The organism is Bradyrhizobium sp. HKCCYLS2038 (assembly GCF_051167655.1).
Classification (GTDB): Bacteria; Pseudomonadota; Alphaproteobacteria; order Rhizobiales; family Xanthobacteraceae; genus Bradyrhizobium.
The window spans coordinates 180,581-198,109 of the sequence record NZ_JBNPTM010000001.1 but is presented as its reverse complement, the minus strand read 5'-3'; the positions used below and the strand labels follow the sequence as shown (position 1 = coordinate 198,109).

Annotated in this window: 15 protein-coding genes and 1 pseudogene; 4 read left to right on the top strand and 12 right to left on the bottom strand. The window is 65.6% G+C overall.

Annotation, left to right across the window (positions count from 1 at the left end; genetic code table 11):
• Positions 1-5 precede the first annotated feature (5 nt).
• The 3 genes and pseudogenes from ACQR1I_RS00895 to ACQR1I_RS00885 form a co-directional block, all read right to left on the bottom strand.
• A pseudogene (locus tag ACQR1I_RS00895) lies at positions 6-275 on the bottom strand (RNA-binding S4 domain-containing protein); the annotation flags it as partial.
• A gap of 60 nt (positions 276-335) precedes the next feature.
• Positions 336-3,884 (bottom strand): helicase-related protein, encoded by a 3,549-nt coding sequence (locus ACQR1I_RS00890; RefSeq protein WP_434865312.1) that lies wholly within the window; start codon positions 3,882-3,884, stop codon positions 336-338.
• 454 nt (positions 3,885-4,338) lie between these two features.
• Positions 4,339-5,187: a DUF3108 domain-containing protein gene (locus ACQR1I_RS00885; protein WP_434865311.1), complete on the bottom strand. Its 849-nt coding sequence runs from the start codon at positions 5,185-5,187 to the stop codon at positions 4,339-4,341.
• Between the two features lie 7 nt (positions 5,188-5,194).
• Between ACQR1I_RS00885 and ACQR1I_RS00880 the strand changes: the two genes are divergently transcribed.
• From ACQR1I_RS00880 to ACQR1I_RS00870, 3 genes are all read left to right on the top strand, one after another.
• Positions 5,195-5,461, top strand: coding sequence for a hypothetical protein (locus tag ACQR1I_RS00880; RefSeq protein ID WP_434865310.1), 267 nt, complete (start codon positions 5,195-5,197; stop codon positions 5,459-5,461).
• Positions 5,462-5,730: 269 nt separating this feature from the next.
• Entirely contained in the window at positions 5,731-6,039 is a 309-nt protein-coding gene (rpmB, locus tag ACQR1I_RS00875; protein WP_011923832.1) for a 50S ribosomal protein L28, read from the top strand.
• A 307-nt stretch (positions 6,040-6,346) separates the two neighbouring features.
• Positions 6,347-7,609: a T6SS phospholipase effector Tle1-like catalytic domain-containing protein gene (locus ACQR1I_RS00870; RefSeq protein ID WP_434865309.1), complete on the top strand. Its 1,263-nt coding sequence runs from the start codon at positions 6,347-6,349 to the stop codon at positions 7,607-7,609.
• 59 nt (positions 7,610-7,668) lie between these two features.
• On the opposite strand, the gene ACQR1I_RS00865 is transcribed toward ACQR1I_RS00870, so the two are convergent.
• The 3 genes from ACQR1I_RS00865 to ACQR1I_RS00855 form a co-directional block, all read right to left on the bottom strand.
• Positions 7,669-7,917 (bottom strand): hypothetical protein, encoded by a 249-nt coding sequence (locus ACQR1I_RS00865; protein ID WP_434865308.1) that lies wholly within the window; start codon positions 7,915-7,917, stop codon positions 7,669-7,671.
• Between the two features lie 82 nt (positions 7,918-7,999).
• Positions 8,000-8,242 (bottom strand): transcriptional regulator, encoded by a 243-nt coding sequence (locus ACQR1I_RS00860; RefSeq protein WP_434865307.1) that lies wholly within the window; start codon positions 8,240-8,242, stop codon positions 8,000-8,002.
• Positions 8,243-8,357: 115 nt separating this feature from the next.
• Entirely contained in the window at positions 8,358-8,567 is a 210-nt protein-coding gene (locus tag ACQR1I_RS00855) for a cold-shock protein (protein WP_434865306.1), read from the bottom strand.
• A 449-nt stretch (positions 8,568-9,016) separates the two neighbouring features.
• Between ACQR1I_RS00855 and rpsU the strand changes: the two genes are divergently transcribed.
• The gene (gene rpsU / locus ACQR1I_RS00850; protein WP_434865305.1) at positions 9,017-9,316 is read left to right on the top strand and encodes a 30S ribosomal protein S21; all 300 of its coding nucleotides are present in this window, start codon (positions 9,017-9,019) and stop codon (positions 9,314-9,316) included.
• 45 nt (positions 9,317-9,361) lie between these two features.
• Here rpsU and ACQR1I_RS00845 read toward each other — a convergent pair whose 3' ends face one another.
• The 6 genes from ACQR1I_RS00845 to cobT form a co-directional block, all read right to left on the bottom strand.
• Entirely contained in the window at positions 9,362-9,787 is a 426-nt protein-coding gene (locus ACQR1I_RS00845) for a hypothetical protein (protein ID WP_434865304.1), read from the bottom strand.
• Between the two features lie 69 nt (positions 9,788-9,856).
• Complete coding sequence (locus ACQR1I_RS00840) at positions 9,857-10,957, bottom strand: LLM class flavin-dependent oxidoreductase (protein WP_434865303.1); 1,101 nt, start codon at positions 10,955-10,957, stop codon at positions 9,857-9,859.
• 180 nt (positions 10,958-11,137) lie between these two features.
• Positions 11,138-13,240 carry an RDD family protein gene (locus tag ACQR1I_RS00835; RefSeq protein WP_434865302.1) on the bottom strand — a complete coding sequence of 701 codons (2,103 nt, stop codon included), beginning with the start codon at positions 13,238-13,240 and terminating at the stop codon, positions 11,138-11,140.
• Positions 13,131-14,243, bottom strand: coding sequence for an NADH:flavin oxidoreductase/NADH oxidase (locus tag ACQR1I_RS00830; protein ID WP_434865301.1), 1,113 nt, complete (start codon positions 14,241-14,243; stop codon positions 13,131-13,133). The genes ACQR1I_RS00835 and ACQR1I_RS00830 overlap by 110 nt, the downstream gene beginning before the upstream one ends.
• A 111-nt stretch (positions 14,244-14,354) precedes the next feature.
• Positions 14,355-15,431 (bottom strand): esterase-like activity of phytase family protein, encoded by a 1,077-nt coding sequence (locus ACQR1I_RS00825; protein WP_434865300.1) that lies wholly within the window; start codon positions 15,429-15,431, stop codon positions 14,355-14,357.
• A 66-nt stretch (positions 15,432-15,497) separates the two neighbouring features.
• Complete coding sequence (gene cobT / locus ACQR1I_RS00820; protein WP_434865299.1) at positions 15,498-17,399, bottom strand: cobaltochelatase subunit CobT; 1,902 nt, start codon at positions 17,397-17,399, stop codon at positions 15,498-15,500.
• Between the last annotated feature and the right edge of the window lie 130 nt (positions 17,400-17,529).

The window sequence follows — 17,529 nt, the reverse complement described above, 5'->3', positions numbered from 1 at the left end:
GCCGATCACGATCGGCCGGTCCCTTCGACATCATCGTACAGGCCGCGTGCCGCGCTCGCGTCACCACGGCGCTCGGCGAAGCCGGTGACCTTGAGCACGCGGACATTGCGGTCGAGCGCGATCGTCAGCACGTCGCCGATCTTCACGCCGTGCCCCGGCGAGGTCTCGCGGACACCGTTGATGCGGACATGGCCCGAGGACACCAGGGCCGCGGCACTGGTGCGGGCCTTCACCACCCGCGCATGCCACAGCCACTTGTCGAGGCGCTGGCGCTCTGAAGGGGCGTCGGACGTCGGCGTGGTCCTTCCGGCTCGGCCCGCGCGATCACGCGGGAATCAGTCCTTGCGGTTGTTCGCCGCCAACTGCTCCTTGAGCGCGGCGAGCTTGGCGAACGGCGAGTTCGGATCGACCGGCCGGTCACGCCCACCGCCGCCGCCACCGCTCGAGGCGTAGGGCCGCAGCGCCGGGCCGCCCTCGCGCTTGTCGCGGCCGCCCTTGCCGAAGTCACGGCCGCCGCGTCCCTCGCGGTCGCCTCCGAACTTGCCGCCCTTGTTGCGATCGCGGTTCTGATCACGCCCCTTGGCGTCGTGGTCACGGCGCGGACCGCGGTCCTCACGCGCAGGCGTCGCGGCGGCGGCCGCCGCATCGCCGCCCTCGCGCGGCGGTCCCTTGCGGAAGTCCTTGCCGAACTCCTTGACCCGATCGCGACGGCCATGGCCGCGATGGCGATCACGCGCCTCGCCTTCAGCCGGCGCGGCGCCGGCAGTCGCCTGCTCGCCACCGGCAGCGGCCTGACCGCGGTCGTGCTGCGGGCGGTGATGCCTGTTGCGCTGATGATGCTCGTGCCGCGGCCGCCGCTCCTCGGAGCGGCCACCCGGACGCCAGACCTCGACCAGCACCGGCTCGGCGGGCGCCTGCGCCGCTTCGGCCGGGGTCGCTTCGGCAGACGGCGCCGCTTCAGGAGACGGGGCCGCTTCAGCCGGCGCCGCCTCGGCGGTTTCGGACTGCACCGGGTCGGGATGACCATCGGCTGCGCTGGCGTCAGCGCTCATCGCGTCTGAAGCCGGCTCGTCCGTCGGCTCGGCCGCAGGAACCGCAACCGGCGCGACACCCGCCGCTGCTGGTGTCACGAAGTCGACGGTCGGCAGCGAGGCCATCGTCGACACCGGCGGCTCAGGCTCCGCCTGGACCGCTGCCATATCATCCACCGAGGGCGTCTCAGGCGCGGCCATCACCTGCTCGATGACGGGGGCGACGGCGGCTTCCGCGACCGTCGGCACCTCCTCGCCAGCGCCAGCCTCGACAGGCTGAGCCGCGGCATCGGCTGGTGCCGCCTCCGTTGTGGCAGCAGCCTCGCCGGACGCAGGCGTCTCGGCCGGCTTCTCGACCACCTTGGGCGGCAGCGGCGCACGCTTCTCCATCCGGTAGCCGAGTGCGCGCAGGACCGAGGCGAAATCCTCGCCGGCCGAACCGGTCAGCGAGGTCATCGCCTGGGTCACGACGAAGCCGCGGCCATCGAAGGCTCCTGCCGGTTTCTCACCGGCTGCGTTCTCGCGCCAGGCCAGGGCGGGACGAATCAGATCGGCGAGGCGCTCCAGGATGTCGACGCGCACCGCGCGCTCACCCGCCTGCTTGTAGCCGAGCACGCGATAGGCATCCCGCGGCAGCGCCTTGTCGGCCGGGAACGAGGTCCGTCCCGAGCTCGCCAGATGCTGCGCGCCGGTCAGCGCGGACATGTCGACATTGCCCTGCTTCTCCGCCCACAACAGCGCGGCGAGCGCGCGCGCGGCAGGCTTCAGCAAGGCCGGGACGTAGATGTGATAGGCGCCGAAGCGCACGCCATATTTGCGCAGGACCGCGCGCGAAGGCTGGTCGAGATCCTTCATCTCGTTGGCGATTTTCGTGCGCTCGATGACGCCGAGCGCCTCCACCAGCTGGAAGGCGATGCCACGCGCGATGCCGGTGATGTCCTCGGCCTTGGACAGCTCGAACAAGGGCCCGAGCAACTTCTCGACATGCGTCTTCAGCCACAGGTCGAGCCGGGCCTGCACCTTGTCGCGCGCCGCGCCCGTGAGGCGCTCGTCAGCGATGATGCGCAGCCGCGGATGCAGCGCGTCGTCGGCAGCAACGAGCTTGGCAACGGCATCGCCGGTCCAGCGCACGGTTCCGTCGGCGGTGAGCACGATGTGCTCGTCGGGCGCGTTGGACAGCTTCTCGGCGCGCGCTTCGATCTCGCCGGCCAAAGCCTTCTGGGCGGCAGCCTGCAGGGCCTTGGCGTCCGAGCCAGCCTCGGCGGCGTCGGGCGCAAACGTGAATCCATCCAGGCGGCCGATCGCGTGCCCTTCAACGATGACTTCGCCGGTCTTGCCGATTTCCGTATTCAAAACACTGTTCTCCCGCAGGCGCCGCATCAATACACTGGTACGACGATCAACGAAACGCTCCGTGAGCCGTTCATGAAGGGCGTCTGACAATTTATTTTCGAGTTCGCGGGTAATACCCTGCCAATAGTCGGGATCACGTAGCCAATCCGGCCGGTTCGCCACGAAGGTCCAGGTGCGAATTTGTGCAATTCGCCCGGACAGCGTGTCGATGTCGCCATCGACCCGGTCGGCCTGATCGACCTGGGCCGCATACCAAGCGTCGGGAATCCGCCCCTTCTGCATCAGGAAGCCGAACACGGTGGTGACGAGCTCGGCATGGGCGGCCGGCGACAGCCTGCGATAATCGGGAATCTGGCAGGTTTCCCAGAGACGTTCGACCGCCGTCGCACCATGTGCCATGTCGCGCACCTCGGCATCGCGCGCCGCATGATCCAGCACGCGCAGATCCTCGGCGATCGGCGCGCGGGTCAGCGCCTCGTGCGCCGGCGTCATGGCCAGTGACACCTGCAGCGCGCTCAACGACGCAAAATCGAGCTTCGCGTTGCGCCATTGCAGCACCTTCACGCTGTCGAAGGTGTGGTTCTGCAGCGCGTTGACCAGCTCGGGCTCGAACGGCGCACAACGTCCGGTGGTGCCGAAGGTGCCGTTGCGCGTCGCGCGCCCGGCACGACCCGCGATCTGGGCAAACTCCGACGGAGTCAGGCGGCGAAACTGATAGCCGTCATATTTCCGGTCGGAGGCAAAGGCGACATGGTCGACGTCGAGATTGAGGCCCATGCCGATGGCATCGGTGGCCACGAGATAGTCGACGTCGCCATTCTGGAACATCGCGACCTGCGCATTACGGGTGCGCGGCGACAGCGAGCCCAGCACGACAGCAGCGCCACCATGCTGCCGGCGGATCAGCTCGGCGATCGCATAGACCTCGTCGGCCGAGAACGCGACGATCGCAGTCCGGCGCGGCTGCCGCGTGATCTTGCGATCGCCAGCGAATTCGAGCTGCGACAAGCGCGGCCGCGTCACCATCGAAGCGCCCGGCAGCAGGCGCTCGATGATCGGCCGCATCGTGGCTGCGCCGAGCAGCAGCGTCTCGTCGCGACCGCGGCGGTTGAGGATGCGGTCGGTGAAGACATGGCCGCGCTCGAGATCGGCGGCGATCTGGATCTCGTCGACGGCGAGAAAGGCGACGTCGAGATCCCGCGGCATGGCCTCGACCGTCGAGACCCAATAGCGCGGGCTCTTCGGCTTGATCTTTTCCTCGCCGGTGATCAGCGCGACCGCCGCGCTGCCGACCCGATCCGCGATCTTGTTGTAGACCTCGCGCGCGAGCAGCCGCAGCGGCAGGCCGATGATCCCGGAGGAATGCGCGAGCATGCGCTCGATCGCCAGATGCGTCTTGCCGGTGTTGGTCGGGCCGAGCACGGCGGTGACGCCGCTTCCGGCAACGCGATCGGGCGTGCGCTCGAAAGGCGAGGCAGCCGAAAAAGACGAAAAAGCCATTCGTTAAATTTGGGTCTCGAAGCGGACGTTGCAGGCGCGCGGGTCAGGCGCAATGGATGCTTAATTTGTCGTGGTTCTGAGAGGCTGCGCTCCTCACCCCTGTGTCACATTGCTACGCATATAGGGACGCAGCTTAAGCTTCGGAACGCCTTGAGAACGAATCACGAAGGAATCGGTGACTCCATCGTCTTTCCGGCTTCGTTCACCGCAACATCTCGCGCTCTGCGATCTCATCAGCACTAGATCAAGTTTTTGCGGCCGCGACAAGCAACGCTTTTGCGAGGGAACTGGCCCGTGTTTCCGCGAGTCCCGAGTCGAATCAGAATCGCGCAGGAGTCAAACGGATTCACTGGTCGCAGACAGCAGTCATTTGAATACTCAGAGCCGGTCATTCCGGGACGCACAGGTGCGAGCCTCATGACGGGCGTCAACCAAAAACAGCGCGCCGGCCGGCCTATTGCGTCTTGGCGACGTGCGGCGTCGCCTGGACGATGAAGGACGTCGCCTCCAGCATTGCGGTACCCAGCGGGGTCGGGATGACCACCTTGAAAGGCACCAGGACACGCGTGCCCGCGATCGGCACGAAGGAGATTTCCATGTTGCGGGCCTGGGCGAGATATTTGACCACCGGCCGGTCCGGAATGTAGCCGGCGACGGGGGTGAAGTAGATCGCGCACACGAGGGCCACGCCGCGATAGCCCTTGTCAGCCTTGACGTTCTCCATGCGCTTGTAGTCGAGCTTGAGTTCGTAGCGCATGCGGCCGTCGAACACCGGCGCCGCGCCTCGGCAGGACTCCGGCGACAGCAGCTCACCGGTGCCGGGCACCCGCACCAGCGATGCGGTCATCGGATCCAGTACTCCGCGCTTGTGCGCATCCGTCACCGGGATCCGGTCGGGATCGACCGGGGGCGCCGGCTCGATGGCGAAATCCTTCACATTGCCGTTCTGCAGGTTGATGTGGATCTGCTCGGACTTCTTCCCCGTCGTGGTCGACGCCTGATAGCTCTGCCCGACCAGGGCGCCGTTGACGACCCGGCCCTGCACCGCGCCGGTGCCTGAGCCCTGCGAAAAGCTCTTGAGCAACCCGGCCGTGCCGCCTTGGGCGGACGCCGCGTATTGGTCATCGGCGATCTCGACCGCCCAGGTGCCCTTGCCGACGGGAATTCCGGCCAACGAGGCGGTGTATTGCGCGTCGAGCCGGGCCTGGGCGTGCGCGCCCTCGGCGAGCAGCAGCAGGCACAGGAAAGACCCCGCTGCAATCGCGCGCGGAGAGCGAAACGGAAGAGCCGATGTGATGGTCACGTGAGGGATGATCCTGCCGATCCGCCTGCCTGAGAGCGCCGGGTCCATCCGGCGCGCGTTCTTGCTACTTAAGCCAAAACTGCCTTCGAACAACGCGAACCGTCCAACAATGGCGGTTTGTCCAGCGCTTTGCACCGGGCCGACGACGCTGGTCTGGCGGCTGCCGGAACCCCTCGCAATCTCCGGTACCGCACAGCACGGCACCTTTCTGGCGCTCGGGGCTGTTCGCGGGACAACATCCATCGCGCTCGAATGCGCCCTTTATATGGTCTAGGTTGCAAGCTATACTATTGATTATACAGTCGCTTTTCTGCTGTCCGGCGGCTTGGGCCGGAGCACCGGGGGGCATGATCGGCTGGACGGGCGGCTGTTTTGGCCCGCGGCCACGTCCGGATTCGCCGCGGCCTTCAAAACCTTGACGAAAAGCCGCATCCCCCCTATAGGACCGCATCTCCCAGAGAAGAGCTGGACGAGTTTTGGACCCCCGCGGCCCACCGACCTTGGGTGGACGAAGGGTGCGGGGATGAGAGAGGATTTATTGCCATGTCGCGGCGTTGTGAACTGACGGCCAAGGGCCCCCAGGTTGGCCACAAGGTGAGCCACTCTAACATCAAGACCAAGCGGCGCTTCCTGCCGAACCTGTGCAACGTGACCTTCATCTCGGATGCACTCGGCCGCAACGTGCGCCTGCGCGTCTCGACCAATGCGATCAAGAGCGTCGACCACAATGGTGGCCTCGATGCCTATCTGATGAAGGCCAACGCCGCGGCGCTGTCGCCGCGCGCGCTGGAGCTGAAGCGCGCCATCGAGAAGAAGGCCGCCGAGGCCGCTCCGGTCGCCAAGGCCAGCTGAGTTCCAGCACGACACGCCGAAGCCGAACGCGTCGCACGCGGGTTTCGAGCGGCATGACATAACAAACGGCCGGATCGCGAGATCCGGCCGTTGTCTTTTGGCCATTGCTCCTGGTCGTTGTCTTTCGCCTGCGGTGCGAACCGCGGTTCGCACGACGGCGACTTCTGCCCGTCGCGGCGACCAGCCTGCAGCAATGAGTGTCCGCCGGGCGCAACACAGACGAAGTGTCAGGGCGAACCGACCTCCCCAACATCGGCCGGATGCTCTACACTCGCTGCGGTAGCATTATCTCGGACATTCCTTTGCCATGAAAAATATTGTGATCTGCTGCGACGGCACCGGCAACGAGATCAGCGAGAACATTTCCAACGTCCTGAAGCTCTATCGCTGCCTGCGCAAGACCGACAAGACCACGCCGCTCCAGGCCGTCTTCTACGACCCCGGCGTCGGAACCTTGACCCAGCCCGACAGCTGGCATCGCTTCAAGGCCAATTTCAACATGGTGCTTGGGCTCGCCACCGGCTACGGACTCGATGACAACGTCATCAACGCCTACTGCTTCCTGGCGACGCATTACCAGGACGGCGACCGCATCTTCCTGTTCGGCTTTTCGCGCGGCGCCTACACGGTGCGCGTGCTCGCAGGACTGATCCACAAGGTCGGGCTGATCTCGCCCGACCAGATCAATCTCGCCGGCTCGGGCGTGATCGCCTACAAGAAATACTCGTCGGACAATCCCAAGGCCGGACGCGGCGTCACCTCGGAGGTCGAGAGCACCGAGGAGGAAGGTCCGATCCCGGAAAGCCGTGACGATCAGGCCGCACAGTTCGCGCGCATCACTTCGACACGCTGGCCGACGATCCACTTCGTCGGCGTGTGGGACACGGTCGCGAGCGTCATCGTGCCGCGCACCGACCGGCTGCTTGCGCTGCCGAGCCTTGAGGAACTCGCCTTCACGATCCAGAATCCGAGCGTCAGGATCTTCCGCCAGGCAGCGGCGATGGACGAGCGGCGCTGCATGTTCCGGCTGAAGCCGTGGAACATGCCGCAGACGTTCACGCCCAACCGCTTCAACAAGGCGCAGGCGCGCCCGCAGGACACCAAGCAAGTGTGGTTCGCCGGCGTGCATTGCGACGTCGGCGGCGGCTATCCCGAGGCGGAGTCTGCAGCGTCGAAATATCCGCTGCTCTGGATGATCGACGAGGCGGTGGAAGCCGGGCTTGCGGTCAATCCCCGCACCGTGAACCAGCTCGCCTGGGGCGTCCAGCGCAAGAACAGCCCGTTTCAATATGTCGCGCCGAGTATTCAGGGCGCGCTGCACGACTCCATGACGGCGGTCTGGCGGGTGCTCGAATATCTGCCGAAGAAGGCCAAGTACAAGGAGTGGCCGGCGCGCAAGGTGCATCTCGGCTGCTACATTCCGAACTGCGAGCCACGCTTCGTTCCGGAAGGCGCCTTCGTCCACGAGAGCGTGCTGATGCGCATCGCCGAGTCGAAAGACTATCGTCCGGTCAATCTGCCGGCGACGTATGAGCGCGTTCCGCTGCCCGTCAAGCAGAAGACGGAGTAATTAGCTCCAAATAGGGACGGGGCGAGGTCGCGAGCGTGCCCCGGCATCGCCGTGCGGCGTCAGATCATCTTGAGGTGAATGACGCCGTCGGTGAGCTCACCGCGCACGAACAGCTCGCGGGCGCGCTGCTCCAGAATGGTGCGGTTCCGCTGCAGATAAGCCAGCGCCTGATTGCGGCTGCAGAAGCTGGTCTCGAGATGACAGACCTGCCTCGCAGCACCGATCGCGAGTGCGAACGCAATCGTCTGCCCTCCGTCGCTCGCATCGACCTTGGAAATGCGCACGTTCGACGTTGTGGGTCTGGTCACGTCAGCCTCCTCGGCACGACTGTGAATCTGGACGCGGAACGCTGTTCGTCGGAATCAACGGCAGTATACCACCGCAAGCGGATTATGACGCGGCCTTCTTGCGTCGCTTGGCGGTCGCAGCGGGCGGCGCATCGGCGGCGGCTTTCGCCTGTTCCGCCTCCTTCGCCAATCTCAGCATCCGCAGGCGCTCCATGTTCTGGCGCACCGCAACGGCGCGTCGATCGGACTCGGCCATCGCCTTCGCTCCCTCCTCGGCGGCAGTCTGCCGGCGTTGCGCGCGGGCGATGCTTTCAGCCGAGGGCTGCGATGCCTTCTTGATGACCATCGACCAATCCTTTCACGAGCGGCAGTCAAAGCACAAACGCAAGCGGCCCGCTCAATCACAGGATTGAGCGGGCGAACCAGCCATTTCAGTACATCCGTGAAATGGCGTGGGGCGATCAGGCCAGCGAGAGATTCTCAGCGCTGACCTTGCCGCGCATTTTATCGGTCTTCAGCTCGAAATTGACCTTCTGGCCCTCGGCCAGACCGCTCAGACCCGCACGCTCGACGGCGCTGATATGAACGAAAACGTCACTTCCGCCGTCCTGCGGCTGAATGAAACCAAAGCCCTTCTGGCCATTGAACCACTTCACGGTACCCTGCGGCATGTCTTTCTCCAAAGCATTCGACGCGCGCGTATGGCGCGATCTCACATTCAACTGAGCGATGTCTTTGGAAATAGCCCGCGGGCACATTCAGAAAGGCACGGCGGCTAATCGAACAATCTGAAGGTAGAGGTTTTCCGCGTAATTACAAGGGCGCGAGGCAAATATAGTTGCCAGACACTGATGCTGCAGCCCAATCCGCTGGCATTGTCGCCCCTTGGAGCCTATCTTGAAAGGACCATCGGTAACGGCCCGGCCATCGATGGCAGAGAGACACCTCGTGCTCCCGCCTTCCACGAAGGGGATCACGCTGTCTCAGCGCGAGGCACGCAAGTTCATTTCAGAATTCGCCTGTTCAACGTGACGCTGCGACCGGCGCCCCGCCGCCCGAACTAACCAGACGCCGAACTTACCCAGACAATGTCATCGCGAGATGAAGAGAAGGAGGACGCTTGCAGGTTCTTGTTCGTGACAACGACGTCGACAAGGCGTTGCGCATCCTGAAGCGAAAGATGCAGCGCGAGGGCGTCTTCCGCGAGATGAAGCGCCGCAGATCCTATGAGAAACCCTCGGAGCAGAAGGCGCGCGAGAAATCCGATGCCATCAGGCGCCGGCGCAAACTGGCGCGCAAGCAGGCCATCCGCGAAGGCTTGCTGCCTGCGCCAGCCAAGAAGCCGCTGCAGCCGCGGCCAGGTGCCGGACAGTCGACGGGCTCGGCTGCAACTGCCAGAGCCACTGCACCACGCGCGTAGTTTGTTGTTTGTCCGGGCGTCGATTGCAGCGCGACGCGTTCCACCTCAGTGGCGCATGCGTGCAATCGCGCCCGCGACGATCTGCATCACCACGCCGATCACCCAGCCGGCCATGATCAGGGAAGTCCAGACGATGTGCGGGTCTTCGCGCAGGATGATGATCCCGACGGCGAAGAACGCTGTCAGCGTCGCGAGAAAGGTGCCGACCGCGCTGAGAAATTCGGCCGCATCGATCTTGTTCGCTGCCGGCGTCCCTTCCTCGTGCGGATGGAACGGCATCTGCGGCGTATCGATCCCGAGGTAGAATCCGAACGCGCCCGCCAACATCATGAGCACCAGGAAGCCCTGGGTAGTCAGCGCAGGCACACTGGAGCCGACATGGGCGCCGACGAACACGCCGCAGGCCGCGCCCGCCAAGGCTAGTCCCGAACGCTCGAGCACGTGGGCAGACTGGCGGACACGGATGCGCATGGCACGGCCTTTCATGGCCTCGTTGATCCGGACCGGCGACGACCGCCGGCCCGGCTGATATCTGGCAGTCTACGCCGCTTTGGTCATGCCGGCATTGAGATGGCGCAACCTCGGCATCACCTCGTGCTTCAGGAGACGCAGCGAGTTGTGCCAGGCTTCCGGCTTGTGCTTGTAGTCGAAGCCGAACACGCACAGCGTTCCGAAGCCGCCGACCTCGTGCCAGATCTTCTCGATCTTCTCGGTCACCGTCGCCGGCGAGCCGATGATCCAGTTGCGCTTGGCGCAATAGTCCACGGTCACGTCGGTGTCAGGCACGTCGGGCGAATGCTTCAGGTAGTCCTTGAAGCCGAAATGGCCGAGCAGCGGCAGGAAGTACTCGCCCATCATCCGGCCCATCATGTCGCCGGACGACAAGCGCCAGGCTTCCTCATCAGTCTCGGCGACGAACACCTCGCGCACCAGCCGCCAATCGTTGCGGTTCGGAGTGCGGCCCGACTTGGCGGCGCCCGCTTCGACCGAGTCCCAGTGCGACGACACATAGGCCGGGTTGAGGTTGAGGCTCATCGGAATGAAGCCGCGCTCGCCGGCGAGCTTCAAGGTGTCCGAGTTCTTCGACAGCCCGGCGACGCCGATCGGCGGATGCGGCGCCTGCACCGGCTTGATGTGCGGCTTGAGGAAGTCGAACATCACGTCCGGCTTGGTCACCGTCCAGTACTTGCCCTTGTGCGTGAACGGTGCCGGCTCGTTCCACAAACGCAGGATGATCTCCAGCGCCTCGCGTGTCATCTCGCGGTTCTGGCCGCTCATGCCGTCGACATTGAACATCGCCCAGTCGCTCGGCAGGCCCGATGCGGCGATGCCGAAATTGAGCCGGCCGTCGGACAGATGATCGAGCATCGCGACGCGGTTGGCGAGCTCAGCGGGATGATGGTAGGGCAGCAGGAAGCCGCCGGGTCCGAGACGGATGTTCTTGGTTTCGCGGAAGGCCTGCGCCAGGATCAAGTCGGGCGCCGGATGCGGCTCCCAGGGCGCGGTGTGATGCTCGCCGATCCACGCTTCCTGATAGCCGAGCTCATCGAGCCAGCGCAGGACCTGCAGGTCCCATTCCTGGCCCTCCTTCAATCCGCACTCCGGCGGATGCGAGGGCATCGTGAAGTATCCGATTTCCATGGCGCTATCCTCTCGCGTTTATATTGCGGCGCATCTTTGCGATGCGCTCATCGTCACGCGAGACGAAACACGACCAACCGAGTCGGCTGCGCCGCACGTGGTCTGCGAAGTCTAGCACTTCATGAGACGTCGACAATCACCGACTGTGCAGGGGCGATCACGCGACAGCGCAGATCGCGGCTATTTGAGGCCCGTCATGGGTGATGGAAAACGACCGGGAGGTTTCTCCGACTGGAGTCGCTGCACGAGGTCCGGAGGCAGGTAAACCTTGGGCAGCGGCGGGGCAGATGCGGCCGACTGCCCGCTGTTCGCACCATCCACTGCAATGGTCCGAACTTTCGTTGCCGACGAGGCCGCGGCAGGTGCGGTTGCGGCAGGTGCGGTCGCAGGCACGAGGCGGGTCGCGACATGCTCGCTCAGCAGTTCGGCATGGTCAGGAAACCACATCGAGCTCGGCTCCGCCATATTGGCGCGTTCGGCAAAGGCGCGGGTCAGCCCCAGGTTCTGCAGCCGCTCCTCCTCGATCGCGATGGTCCGGCTGCGCTCGGCAGCGGTGATTCCGCGATAGGAGGGTTGATGGAAGCCGAGCCGTGCATCTGACACGACGATACGGTCCTTGCCACCCAGGAAGACAATGGTGCAGGCGGACAGGCATTGCTTCTCGACCAGGGTCGACAATCCGCGCGCCTTGATCAGGTCGGACATCCGTTGCGCCTCGCGGATGCGGCCGCCGGCTGAATCGAGCCGCACCGTCTTGATCTCCGACATCGCGTTCAGGAAACCTTCGAGCTCCTCGGCCGTGCCGTACTTGATGCCACCGCTGAATTCCAGCATCTCGCCAGCAGCGAGGACCTTGAATTGATGCGGTCCGAGCGAGCTGTCGCCGGCAACGATTTCGGCAAGCCCTGCGATCCGCGGCAGGCCCTGCGTAAAGAAGTGCCAACCCGAGATTCCGACGCCGAGCGCGACCATGATCTTCGCGAGGCCGCCCCACGCGCTGTTGTCGCCGTCGCCATAGCGCGTCGACGAGCGCCAGATACCGACGGCCTGCCAAAGCGTGAACAACAAGGTGCAGAGCCATATCGCGCCCATCAGGACGAGCGCCGGCAGCGGCTGCGCATCGAATCCCTGCTGCACGAGCAGCGCGGTCACGACCTGGATCGCGAGCGTCGCAATCACGCCAAGCAGTGCTCCGTTGACCCAGTACGATACGGGCAAGGACAGCTCACCGCGCCAATGCCGGGCAAGATAGCTCCGCTGCGGGCTCAACGGCGCGGGCGAGAGCGGAGTCGGCGACTCGGCAGCGGCCCACCCGCGATCAACGCAATAGACGGCAGTGGCCGCGAACTGGTCGTACCAGCTATCGCTTCGGGCGTAGACCTGCCGCAATGTCGCAAGGCCGGCGATCAGCAGCGGAGCATACGATGCGAGCGTCAGGCCAATGAGCAAAGATGCCGGCAACGCGGCGATATCCAGGAATGAGAGCACGACCGACCAGATCAGCGCGGGACTCACGACCAGGAGCAGAAGGCCGTAACGCCGCCAGGCCGCGGCATTCGTCACCGCACCGCCATCGGCGCGCGCCAGACGAATACGACAAATCCTTCGGCCGGGCGTGCCGGCGGCCGTATCGAATCGGGCGCGCAGGACCAGCAGCAGCGGCAGCAGGAAAATCCCGAGCGAGAGTCCCTTGACCGGCCTGCCCTCCGCATCGAGCATGCTGTCGACGTGGATTTCCTTGGTGAACGAGCCGTCCTGCGTAACCTGCGCGATCCGTACCATGCGGGCAGAGGGCAGGCCGAACACGCTGTTTGTGCAATCGACGATCCGGTTGGGCTTGAGATCGGCAGGCACGGCGACCCCGGGCGGGACCGCGTCAAGCTTTCTGCAGCTGATGGCATAGATGCCGTCGGCAAACTGAACGCGGCCGTGGCTCAGCGGAAACAGGATCAACGCGCAGACCTGCAGAATGGCCGCGATGGCGATTATGTCGATCAACAACGCGCCAAGCCGGCGCCAGACTCCGGCGCGCTTGGCGATGCTAGTGAGATCCTGGTCTGTCGCTAACCGCTCGGCGAACATCGCTTGCCATGACCCGCCACAGGCGGCACTGCCTTCGCACGCTACCTGGAATTGATTGCCGGGGCAAGCGATCACACCGGGAGGCGAGCGTTCAGCGTGCGCCGAACGTAGTGCGGCCGAACAGCTCCTTCTGCGTCGACGGCTGCGAGCGCCAATATTGCGGAGGTGCGGCCACCTGACCGCCGAGCTCCGCTGCGGCATGCCAGCCCCAACGCGGGTCGTAGAGCATGCCGCGAGCGAGCGCGACCACGTCAGCCTTGCCCGACGCCACGATCTCCTCGGCTTGCTGCGCCTGCGTGATCAGGCCGACCGCCATGGTCGGCAGCCCGGTGGCTTTCTTGACCGCTTCGGCGAACGGCACCTGATAGCCGGGCCCGAGCGCGATCTTTTGCAGCGGCGAGACGCCGCCTGAGGACACATCGATCCAGTCGGCGCCGCGGCGCTTGATCTCGTGCGCCAACACGATCGTCTGCTCGAGATCCCAGCCGCCCTCGACCCAGTCCGTTGCCGAGACGCGAAGACCGACCGGCTTGTCTGCAGGGAAGGCGGCGCGCACCGCGTCGAACACTTCGAGCGGCAACCGCATGCGGTTCTCGAGCGATCCGCCATAGGTGTCGCTGCGCCGGTTGGCGATCGGCGACAGGAATTGATGCAGCAAATAGCCATGTGCGCCGTGGACCTCGATCGCATCGATGCCGAGGCGGGCGGCGCGTTGCGCTGCGGAAGCAAACGCATCGCGAATGCGTGCAAGGCCGGCGTCATCGAGCGCCTCCGGTGCGAGCTCGCCGTCCTTGTGCGGCAGGGCCGAGGGCGCGACCGTCTGCCAGCCGCCATCAGCCAGCGGAATCTGCTGGCCGCCATCCCATGGCTTGTGGCTGGAGCCCTTGCGCCCGGCATGGGCGAGCTGCATCGCGATCGCCGTGTTCGAATGCTTGCGGGCCGAGGCCAGAATGGGTGCGAACGCGGCCTCGGTCGCGTCGTCCCACAGCCCGAGGCAGCCGGGGGTGATGCGCCCGATCGGCTCCACATGCGTCGCCTCAATGCAGAACATCGCGGCACCAGACAGCGCCAGCGTATTGATGTGGGTGAAGTGCCAATCATTGGCCACGCCATTCTCGGCCGAGTACTGGCACATCGGCGAGACGATGAGGCGGTTGGCGAGCTCGAGGCTGCGCAGCTTGATCGGAGTGAACAGGGCGCTCATGCTGGGTTCCGGGCTGGATAGAAGGGATGATCTGACCATCTCGCTGAACGGATGTCGACGCGTATCGACGATGAACAGGGCTGCGCGCGCCACAGCGGCCGCGGCGGCGCCTTACTCCAGCAACGTGAACTGCAGCAGCAGCGTGCGCTGGATCATCGAGAAATTGTCGTCGGACACCAAGGTCAGAACGGTCTCTCCCTGGGCCGTCACATGCGCGTCGATGCCTTCGAGATTGTCGATCTCCTGGCCGAGATCGGCGGTGAAGATCGCCGGACCCTCGACCAACGCGCCCGGCGCGATCTGCGCCAGCGTCAGCCGCCGGATCCGGATGCCGACGCCGCTGAGCAGCGAAAACTTGCGTTCGAGCACCAGCAGATCGCCCGACGGCAGCAGCACCGCATCGCTGATATCGAAATCGTCGCTGCGCACGAGGCTGAACTGTCCCGGGGACGGTCCGCCGATCAGGAACGCCAGCAGATTGCCGTTCGCATCCAGGCCGCGCTCGGAGAGCGCAATCACGGTGCCGGCGAGCGGCAGGCCTGTCGGCACGACCACCAGCGCCTCCAGCCCCTTGTTGTTGGGCAATCGCTTGGCGGCAGGCGGCAACGGCACGATCTCGCTGCGCGCGCCGGTCCCGCCCTTGCCGAAGTCGTAGCGCAGCAGCTGGTTGACGCGTTCGAGGCCGACATAGACGGTATCGCCGTCACGCGCGAGCGCCTCGGAATCGTACCAGCCGCGATCGGTGATCGGCCGCCCGTCCGGACCGAGCAAGGGCGCCGCTTCGACATCGGCAAGTCCGGCGATCTCGCGGCCGGAATAGACGATGCGGCCGGTGAACCAGCCGCCCTTGTCGCTGATCGCGAGAAAGCGCTGGCCGGTGGCATCGAGCCGGATGCCGGAGAGGCCGCCGAAGCCCGGATAGGACGAGGTCAGCGCGACGCCGCTGCGATATTGCAGGATCCCGAAGCGCAACCTGGTCCGATCGCGCAGGTCGAACGAGGGCAACGGCCGCGCCTTGACCTCGATCTTGACCGCCGAGGTGACGGAGTGCTCGTCGACGGCTCCGCGCCTGCGGACCGGCGGCGGAGCCGTTTGCGCCGAGGCGACGCCGGACCATGCCAGAGCCGACACGCCGCCCATGGCCAGCGCAAGAAAACGCCTTCGGTCGGCTGGCGCCTGCAGCGACATCGTCAGCGGGGCCCCCTCCCCACGCCTCCTCCGATGCGGGAGGAGGACACCCCCGGCCAACGGCCGTTACGAATGCAGCTTGCGCTTCTGGCCGCGCGCGGGCTGCGGCGCCGCGTGGGTCTCCGTGAACAATTCGGCGAGCTTCTCGGTGATGGCGCCGCCGAGCTCCTCGGCGTCGACGATCGTCACCGCACGGCGGTAATAGCGCGTGACGTCGTGGCCGATGCCGATCGCGATCAGCTCGACCGGCGAGCGGGTCTCGATCTCCTCGATGATGTGGCGCAGGTGCCGTTCGAGATAGTTGCCGGCATTGACCGACAGCGTGGAATCGTCGACCGGCGCGCCGTCCGAGATCATCATCAGGATCTTGCGCTGCTCGGTCCGGCCAAGCAGGCGCTTGTGCGCCCAGTCCAGCGCCTCGCCGTCGATGTTCTCCTTCAACAATCCCTCGCGCATCATGAGGCCGAGATTTTTCCGGGCACGACGCCACGGCGCGTCGGCCGACTTGTAGATGATGTGGCGGAGATCGTTGAGGCGGCCCGGATTGGCCGGCTTGCCTGCGGCGAGCCACGCCTCGCGCGACTGCCCGCCCTTCCAAGCCCGCGTGGTGAAGCCGAGGATCTCGACCTTGACGCCGCAACGCTCCAAGGTGCGAGCGAGAATGTCGGCGCAGGTTGCGGCCACCGTGATCGGCCGTCCGCGCATTGAGCCGGAATTGTCGAGCAGCAACGTGACGACCGTGTCGCGGAAGGTCGCTTCCTTCTCGCGCATGAACGACAACGGCTGATAGGGATCGATGACAACGCGCGACAGCCGGGCCGGATCGAGGATCCCCTCTTCGAGGTCGAACTCCCAGGCGCGGTTCTGCTGAGCCATCAGCCGGCGCTGCAGCCGGTTGGCGAGCCGCGCCACGATGCCCTGCAGATGTGCAAGCTGCTTGTCGAGATAGGAGCGCAGCCGCTCCAGTTCGTCGTGGTCGCACAGATCCTCGGCCGCGATGATCTCGTCGAATTTCGGCGCGAAGGCGTGATACTCCGGCCCGCGCGGCTCGTTGGCGCCATGGCGGTTCGGCCGCGTCGCCTCGCCCGGCGTCTCGTCGTCGCCGAGTTCACCGTCATCGAGCGTGTCGGAGGCGGACGCCTGCGCGGCCTCCATGGCGCTCTCCGACATCTCGTCCGAGGTCGTCTGCGCCTGGTCGGCACTCATCTCCTGCGCGGCATCGGATTCCGGCGATCCTTCGGCGCCGGACTGGTCGTTGTCGCCGTCGCGATTGTCGTCGTTGTCCTCGTCCTCTTCGGAATCGGCATTGCGCTCGTCGCCGAGATCGAGCGCCGAGAGAAGGTCGTGAACGAGGTCGCCGAACTTGGCCTGATCCTCGGTGAAGCGGCCGAGCTCGTCGAGGCGGGAGCCGATCCGGTCCTCGAGGAACGGACGCCAGAGATCGACCACCTTGCGCGCCGCGTTCGGCGGCGCCATGCCGGTCAGCCGCTCGCGCACCAGCATCGCCAGCGCGTCCGACAACGGCGCATCGGCACGATCGGTGATCTCGTCATACTTGCCGCGATGGAAGTGATCGTCGAGCATCGCCGTCAGGTTCTTGGCGACGCCGGCCATGCGCTTGGCGCCGATCGCCTCGACGCGCGCCTGCTCGACCGCCTCGAACACGCCGCGCGCCTGCGGATTGCCGGGGATCAGCTTGCGATGGATCTTCGGGTCATGGCAGGCGATCTTCAGCGCGATCGAATCGGCATGGCCGCGCACAACCGCGGCATCCCGCTTGGTCATCTTGCGCGCCGGCTCCGGCAGCCGCGCCTTGCCCGGCGCAAGGCCGGGCCGCTCGGCGGCAAACGAAACTTCAAGCTCAGGAGCTCGGGCAATGGCGCGCAGGCAGCCCGTCACCGAGCGCTTGAACGGCTCGGTCGGCGCTTCCTTGGTCCCGGGACGGAGTTTGCTGTTGGATGTGGTCATCTGATCCCTGCGGTGTCGTCCCGGCGAACGCCGGGACCCATAACCACCGGCGGTCATCCATTCGTATCGACGCCAACTCCAGCCTATGGCCGAAACGTCGCGGCGTGTGTCCCGGCGCGGGGCCGGGACG